This is a genomic window from Pilimelia terevasa (assembly GCF_014647915.1).
GTDB classification, from domain to species: Bacteria; Actinomycetota; Actinomycetes; order Mycobacteriales; family Micromonosporaceae; genus Pilimelia; species Pilimelia terevasa.
Genome location: NZ_BMQC01000039.1, coordinates 1 through 997, shown reverse-complemented (window position 1 = coordinate 997; position 997 = coordinate 1). Strand labels below are relative to the sequence as shown.

At 65.2% G+C, this 997-nt stretch carries 1 protein-coding gene; it reads left to right on the top strand.

Annotated elements, in window-relative coordinates:
- Window positions 1-160 precede the first annotated feature (160 nt).
- Window positions 161-985: a transposase family protein gene (locus IEY75_RS20620; protein ID WP_229789977.1), complete on the top strand. Its 825-nt coding sequence runs from the start codon at window positions 161-163 to the stop codon at window positions 983-985.
- Window positions 986-997 lie beyond the last annotated feature (12 nt).

Below are 997 nucleotides of genomic sequence, written 5' to 3'. Positions count from 1 at the left end.
CACTGAAGTGATCTCAGCAAGTATTCATTGCTGATTCGGTACGACACGGGCGAACGGGTCATTCCGGACGGTGCTCGAAACGGACGTGGAGCCATCGATAGACAGGTCTTTGCGACAAGATCGGTCTGCGAGAGGGCTCCACGTGCTGGCTTATCGTGCCATGGTCGACGTCCCGAGGGAACTGGTGCAGTACGTGGCACGGTTGCTGTACGCCGAGCGCCGGGCCCGCGGCACCCGGCGGAACACCCGGGCGCTGACCTGCTTCTACCAGGCACTACTCGTGCTCGTCTGGTTCCGCAAGGCCGAAGACGTCACGCTGCTGGGCGCAGGCTTCGGGATCTCACGAGCGACCGCGTACCGCTACCGCGACGAGGGCGTGGCGGTGCTCGCCGCCCAAGCCCAGGACCTGCACACCGCGCTGCGCCGGGTCGCCGCCGACGGCTGGTCGCACGTGATCTGCGACGGCAAGCTGTTCGACTGCGACCGGCTGACCGAGACCACCACCAGCGTCAAGGGCGACACGATCGATGCCTGGTACTCGGGAAAACACCGCAACTTCGGCGCCAACATCCAAGCCGTCATGCGACCCGACGGCCTGCCGATCTGGACCTCGCCGGCGATGCCCGGACACCTGCACGACACCAGTTGCGCCCGCCAACTCGGGATCACCGCCGCACTGAACTGGTCTGCCAGCCAACTTGACCTCCCCGCCGTGGCCGATTCCGGCTACGAAAGCACAGGTCACGGCATCAAGACTCCGGTGAAGCAACCCACCGACGGCGGCCAGCTCGCCCCCGACAACCGCGCCTACAACCGGCTCCTACGCGGCCTGCGCTGGCAAGGCGAACGCGGCTTCGCAATCCTCATCGGACGCTGGAGAACGCTGCGCCACACTACCGTCAGCCCCCGCCGAATTGGTGACATCGTCGCCGCCGCGCTGCACCTGACCCATTTCGAGTACAAGTACCTACCCGAATCTTGCTGAGATCACTTCACT